The organism is Cupriavidus necator, from assembly GCF_040578825.1.
Lineage (GTDB): Bacteria > Pseudomonadota > Gammaproteobacteria > Burkholderiales > Burkholderiaceae > Cupriavidus > Cupriavidus necator_E.
The window spans coordinates 76416-82712 of sequence record NZ_JBEFLI010000028.1; the positions used below are offsets into that span (position 1 = coordinate 76416).

A 6297-nucleotide genomic window follows, 5' to 3' on the forward strand; every position below is an offset into this window, starting at 1 on the left:
TTAAAAGGAGAGCTTGGCCTCGGCGTAGAACGTCCGGCCCGGATATGGGTGGTAGACGTAGTAGCGCTGGTCGGTCAGGTTGTCGATGCCAAGCCCGAGGCGCACGTTCTTCGCCGGCCGGTACGTCACCTTGACGTCGAAGGTCAGGAAGGTGCTGGTGCCGCCGAAGGTGTCGGGGTTGACGTCGGAATTGTCGAGCGTATTGTACTGCCGCCCCGAATAGGTCATTGCCAGCGTGCCGGCCCAGGCCGGCGTGATGCGATAGGTGCCGACCACATTGGCGCGCCACTTCGGGATCCGGTAGAAATACTTGCCCACCGAGGCCGGGTTGTTGGCGTTCTCCAGCGTCTTCGAATGGTTGTACGCGCCGCTGGCCGACAGGTCGAAGCCGCTGACCAGCACATCGCGCGCGTCGTACGCCAGCTCGATGCCGCGCGTGCGCACGCGGTCCACGTTCTGGAAGCTGGTGACGGTCGGGAACACGGTGGTGTTGGTCTGGCTGACCAGCGCCTCGCGGATATCGTCCTCGTACACCGAGACGCGGAAGTACGAACCGTCCACCGTGCGCTCGAAGGTCAGGTCCTTCGAGAACGAGCGTTCCGGCCGCAGGTCGGGATCGTTGTTGATCAGCGTGGTGCCGGTGATGCGGCCCTGGAACAGCTCGCTGACGGTCGGGTAGCGATAGGCCTGGCCCAGCGAGAGCCGGCCCAGCCAGTCCTGCCCGATCGCCTTCTCCAGCGCGAGCTTGGGCGACCAGTTGGATTCGCTGCGCACCGGGTAGCCGATGTTGGCGCCAGGCTGGTTGCGGCTGCCGTCATAGGCGCGCCAGTGTTCGTAGCGCACGCCTGGGACCAGCTTCCAGTCGGGCGCGAAGTACCAGGCATCCTGCGCATACAGCGCCTGGGTCTCGGTCTTGCCGGCAAAGGCGTTGCTGAAGCTGGTGATGGTGGCCGCCTGCCAGTCCGAGGTGTTGTAGGTGGTGTTGGTCAGCTGGTAGTTGTCGTAGTGGTAGCCGAACGTGACCCAGTGCCCGCGCTGCAGTGTTTGCGGGCGATAGTCGGCCTTCAGGTCGAGCGTGCGCCAGCCGGTGCCGTCGCCATAGGTCACGGTGCCTGGTCCGCTGCCGGCGGTGCTGGCGGTGCGGCTCACGTCCTTGCTGACATCGAACAATGACGCGACGCCGGAGACGTTCCAGCCGGTCTCGTTGCGCGTGCGCAGCGACAGGCCGTACAGCCAGCGCGCGTCTTCGCCGTTGCCCGGCGCAAAGGCGTTGGCGGGGATGCTGTACTGGTAGCCGCCGATATTGACCAGGCCGCTGGAGACCACGTTGCCGTTGGCATCGCGCAGGTAGCTGCCGGTCGTGCCGGAACGGTCCTGCTGCCAGTAGGCGGCGGTGAACTGCGCCTGCAGCGTATTGGTGATGTCATAGCCGAGCTTGAGCTTGAGCTGGTCCTGCACGGTGTGCGTGACGCCCTCGCTGTTGACGCCCATCACCACGCGGTCGGCGCCGGTCTGGTCCCGGTCGAAAAAGGCGCCCGTGACCGGCGTGGCGGCGGAGGTGGCAGGCCGGGTCGAACGCGCCGCGGTGTAGAAGCTCAGCGGGTGGCTCTTGCTGTCCTGCCGGTCCACGCTGACCAGCCATGAGAACGGGCCGACGCGGTCGCCCACGTAGGCGTTGGCATGCACGCCGTTGAAGTTGTCGTGCGTGCCGTACTGGCTGAAGCGCTGCGTGAACCACTGCACGCTGGCATCGCCTTCGAACTTCTCCGGCGTGCGCGTAGAGATCAGCACCGTCGCGCCCAGCGAATTGCCCGGATACAGCGCCGAATACGGGCCGTACAGCACATCCACGCGCTCGATCTCGGCGGCATTGACCAGCGACCAGCGCGGCGGAAAGCCGAAATCCGAGCCCAGCAGGTTGGACAGCAGCAGGCCGTCCGCATAGACCAACCCCCGCGCCGACTGGCGCGAGCTGGTGCTGCGCACCGAGATGATCGAATTCATATCGCCGATAAAACGCTTGCGCACGGCGAGGTTGGGCGCGTATTTGAGCGCGTCTTCGGTGTTCACCACATTGAAGTCCGCCATGCGCCGGCTGCTGATGCCGTAGGCGGGCGACGGCGTGTTCGGGGGCGTGGCAGGGGTTTCGCTGCGTTCCGTCTTGGCCGAAACCACGACTTCCTGCAGCGGCTCGGGGGCGGCTACCTGCGCGCCGGCGATGCCCGGGCCCATCAGCGCGGCCGATGCGGCCAGGGCGATCCGATTTTTCTTCACGGGAAAACCTTGTTTGTCGTCTTCTTTGGCTCGGCCGCCTCGCGCGCGCTGTATCTGGCGCTTCCTCCCGGGAGCGAGCGCTGACATTCTAGGTCGCGGGCGGGGCTGCTGCGATGCGACATAGCGACGCGGTCATGGAACCGCAGGGAAAGTGCGCGCCTGCGCATTCCGCACCGCCGGTCGTCGCATTGCGCCACTCAGGTAAACCCGTATATCCAAGGGCAAGCCTTGTCTCTACATTGCCCCGGTTGGCGTCAAGCCACTGTGATGCTGGGAGAGACTGACCCGCGGCCGCCGCCGCGATCAGCGCCGAAGGAGCAACCGCCCCGGAAACTCTCAGGCAAAAGGACCGGCATCACAAGTCAGTGCACTCTGAAGAATGCCGGCGTCATCGTCCGCCGGCATACCGAAGGAGCAAGCGCGCATCGCCCCTGGCGAGGTGTCGTGAATCTCTCAGGTCCGGAACAGAGGGGGCGTCCGCTACGCATGTCGCGTACGGGCTCCCACCATCGACGTTCCTGGAACCTGCCAGATCATGAAGACAATCGCCGTCATCGGCGGTGGCATCACCGGTGTCACCACTGCCTACGCGCTCGCCCGGCGCGGATTCTCCGTCACGCTGTTCGAACGCCATCGCTATGCCGCGATGGAAACCTCGTTCGCCAACGGCGGCCAGCTTTCCGCCTCCAATGCCGAGGTCTGGACCCACTGGTCCACCATCGTCAAGGGCCTGAAGTGGATGCTGCGCAGCGACGCCCCGCTGCTGGTCAATCCCAGCCCGAGCTGGCACAAGCTGACGTGGTTCGCCGAGTTCATCGCCTCCATCCCCCACTACCGCCGCAACACCATCGAGACCGCGCGGCTCGCCATCGCGGCGCGCGAGCACCTGTTTTCATGGGCAGCGCAGGAAGGGATCGATTTCGACCTGAAGCAGGAAGGGATCCTGCATATCTACCGCGACAAGGCCGGCTTCAAGCATGCCGGCCGCGTCTCCGCGCTGCTGGCGCAGGGCGGGCTGGAGCGGCGCGCGGTGACGCCGGACGAAATGCGCGCGATCGAGCCGACGCTGGCCGGCTCTTACTACGGCGGGTACTTCACCGAGAGCGACTCCACCGGCGATATCCACAAATTCACCAGCGGCCTGGCCGCGGCCATCGACCGGCTAGGCGTGCGCTGTCTCTATGGCCAGGACGTGCGTGCGGTGAAGACCGATGGCAAGCGCGCCAGCGTGACCGTGCAGCAACGCGGCGAGACCGCTACCTCCACGTTCGACGGCGCCGTGATCTGCGCCGGGACTGCCAGCCGCGCGCTCGCCGCGGGGTTGGGGGATCGCGTCAACATCTATCCGGTCAAGGGCTATTCGATCACGGTCAACCTGACGGATGAAACCAGCCGCGCGTCGGCGCCGACGGTGAGCCTGCTCGATGACGAAACCAAGCTCGTCACCAGCCGCCTTGGCGACGACCGCTTCCGCGTGGCCGGCACCGCCGAGTTCAACGGCTACAACCGCGACATCCGCGCCGACCGCATCCGGCCGCTGGTGGAGTGGGTGCAGCAGTGCTTCCCTGGCGTCAGCACGCGCAGCGTGGTGCCGTGGGCGGGGCTGCGGCCGATGATGCCGGATATGCTGCCGCGCGTCGGGCGGGGGCGTGCGCCGTGCGTGTTCTACAACACGGGGCATGGGCATTTGGGGTGGACGTTGTCGGCGGTGACGGCGGATATGGTGGCTGGGGTGGTGGAGCGGCAGCTGGGGGCAAAGCCGGCCGTCGCAACAGGGGCGGCGCTGGCGTTGGCGAAGGCCTGAGCTGGCGCAGCTGCGCAGCCCTCCGCACCAGCGCTGAACGCGAGCCACCAACCCTGGTGAAGGCACCCCTTTCCCGCGCGCGGGAGGGGTGGGGGTGAGGACTGGAGCGTCGACGAAGTGAAGCGCGTCGGTATGCCAGCGCCTGCCCTCTCCCCCCAGCGGCGTGGACGGCTGAGGGCCTCATCCAGGACTTCGCCCAAGACTCCCCACCATCCCCTTGCGGAACGTCAGCACACAAACGATGAAGATAACCCCCGTCACCATCGACACCGATTCCCCGAGCCCGTTGAACCAGCCCACGCCCGACACCGTCGCAAGATAACTGCCCAGCTCGCCAAGCTTGTTCTCCAGCGCAATCACGACAAAGGCGCCAACGATCGGCCCCGACAGCGTACCCAGCCCACCCAGCAAGGTCATCAGGATCACCATCCCCGACATCGACCAATGCACGTCGCTCAGCGTCTCGAAGCCCAGCACCAGCGCCTTGACCGATCCGGCCAGCCCCGACAGCGCCGCCGACAGCACGAAGGCGGTCAGCTTGAAGCGGTCGACGTCATAGCCCAGCGAGATCGCGCGCGGCTCGTTCTCCTTGATCGCCTTCAGGATCTGGCCGAACGGCGAATGCACCGTGCGCACGATCAGCGCGAAGGCCGCGACGATGATCACCAGCGCCACGTAATACAGCGTCAGGTCGTCGGACAGCGGCACGATGCCGAACAGCTTGCCGCGCGGGATGCCCTGCAGCCCGTCCTCGCCGCCGGTGAACGGCGCCTGCAGGCAGATAAAGAACAGCATCTGCGCCAGCGCCAGCGTGATCATCGAGAAGTAGATGCCTTGGCGGCGGATCGCCAGCGAGCCCACTACATAGCCGGTCAGCGCGCCGGTGGCGGTGCCCAGGATCAGCCCGATCTCGGGCGTCACGCCCCAGACCTTCATCGCATGGCCGGCGGCATAGCCGGCGCCGCCGAAGAAAGCCGCATGGCCGAACGACAGCAGCCCCGTATAGCCGATCAGCAGGTTGAACGCGCACGCGAACAGCGCGAAGCACAGCACCTTGAGCACGAACACCGGATAGGCGCCGGCCAGCGGCGCCGCCAGCAGGCACACTAACAACAAGCCATACAACGCCCCCCTCGGCAAACGGCGCGCCGCTTGCTGCTGCATGCCGATCGCAGCGATAGTTTGTCCGCTCATCACTTCTCCTTTCCGAACAGCCCTGCCGGGCGCAACAGCAGCACGATCACCATGGTCACGAAGACCACGGTCGACGATGCCTCGGGATAGAACACCTTGGTCAGTCCTTCGATCACACCCAGCCCCAGGCCGGTCAGGATCGCACCCATGATCGAGCCCATGCCACCGATCACCACCACGGCGAATACGATGATGATCAGGTTCTGCCCCATCAGCGGCGACACCTGCATCACCGGTGCGGCCAGCACGCCCGCCAACGCGGCCAGCGCGACGCCGAAGCCGTAGGTCAGCGTCACCATCGCCGGCACGTTGACGCCGAAGGCTTCCACCACCTTGGCGTTCTCGGTGCCGGCGCGCAGGTACGCCCCCAGCCGGGTCTTCTCGATCACGTACCACGTCGAAGCACAGACCAGCAACGACGCTGCGACGACCCATACGCGGTAGTTGGGCAAGTGCATGAAGCCGAGATCCGTGGCGCCCTGCAGCGCTTCGGGCGCGGCGTACGGCAGCCCCGATACGCCATAGACCGAACGGAACACACCCTCGATCACCAGCGTGATGCCCAGCGTGAGCAGCAGGCCGTAGATATGGTCGAGCTTGTAGATCCAGCGCAGCATGGTCTTCTCGATCAGCACGCCGAGGCCGGCAACCACCACTGGCGACAGCAGCAACATCACCCAGTAGCTGAGCCCCGCATAGGCCATGCCGGCCCAGGCGAGAACCGCGCCCAGCATGAACAGTGCCCCGTGCGCGAAGTTGATGACGTTGAGCAGGCCGAAGATGACCGCCAGGCCCAGGCTCAGCATGGCGTAGAACGCGCCGTTGACCAGCCCCAGCAATAGCTGCGACAGCAGCGCCGGCAGCGGGATTTCAAACAGGTTCATAGGGACTCCTCATACGCCCAGCAGTTCGTGCAGCACCGGCATCCTGGCCTCCAGCTCACTGGCGGCAAAGCGCTCGACGATGCTGCCGTGCTCCATCACGTAGAAGCGGTCGGCCAGCGGCGCGGCGAAGCGGAAGTTCTG

General features: G+C 65.9%; 4 protein-coding genes, 1 pseudogene and 2 riboswitches. Of the genes and pseudogenes, 1 reads left to right on the forward strand and 4 read right to left on the reverse strand.

Features of this window, described 5'->3' with window-relative positions; all coding sequences use genetic code 11:
* Positions 1-2232 carry a TonB-dependent receptor gene (locus AB1I47_RS15975; protein WP_407935851.1) on the reverse strand — a complete coding sequence of 744 codons (2232 nt, stop codon included), beginning with the start codon at positions 2230-2232 and terminating at the stop codon, positions 1-3.
* Between the two features lie 303 nt (positions 2233-2535).
* A riboswitch (glycine riboswitch) is annotated at positions 2536-2636 on the forward strand.
* A riboswitch (glycine riboswitch) is annotated at positions 2637-2752 on the forward strand.
* A 57-nt stretch (positions 2753-2809) separates the two neighbouring features.
* Between AB1I47_RS15975 and AB1I47_RS15980 the strand changes: the two genes are divergently transcribed.
* Positions 2810-4078 carry a D-amino acid dehydrogenase gene (locus AB1I47_RS15980; RefSeq protein WP_354684717.1) on the forward strand — a complete coding sequence of 423 codons (1269 nt, stop codon included), beginning with the start codon at positions 2810-2812 and terminating at the stop codon, positions 4076-4078.
* 180 nt (positions 4079-4258) lie between these two features.
* Here AB1I47_RS15980 and AB1I47_RS15985 read toward each other — a convergent pair whose 3' ends face one another.
* The 3 genes and pseudogenes from AB1I47_RS15985 to AB1I47_RS15995 all read right to left on the reverse strand — a co-directional run.
* Positions 4259-5242, reverse strand: a complete 984-nt coding sequence (locus tag AB1I47_RS15985; protein WP_354684724.1) for a branched-chain amino acid ABC transporter permease — start codon at positions 5240-5242, stop codon at positions 4259-4261.
* Between the two features lie 29 nt (positions 5243-5271).
* Complete coding sequence (locus tag AB1I47_RS15990; protein WP_354684718.1) at positions 5272-6156, reverse strand: branched-chain amino acid ABC transporter permease; 885 nt, start codon at positions 6154-6156, stop codon at positions 5272-5274.
* A 9-nt stretch (positions 6157-6165) separates the two neighbouring features.
* Positions 6166-6297: pseudogene (locus AB1I47_RS15995) on the reverse strand (ABC transporter ATP-binding protein); the annotation flags it as partial.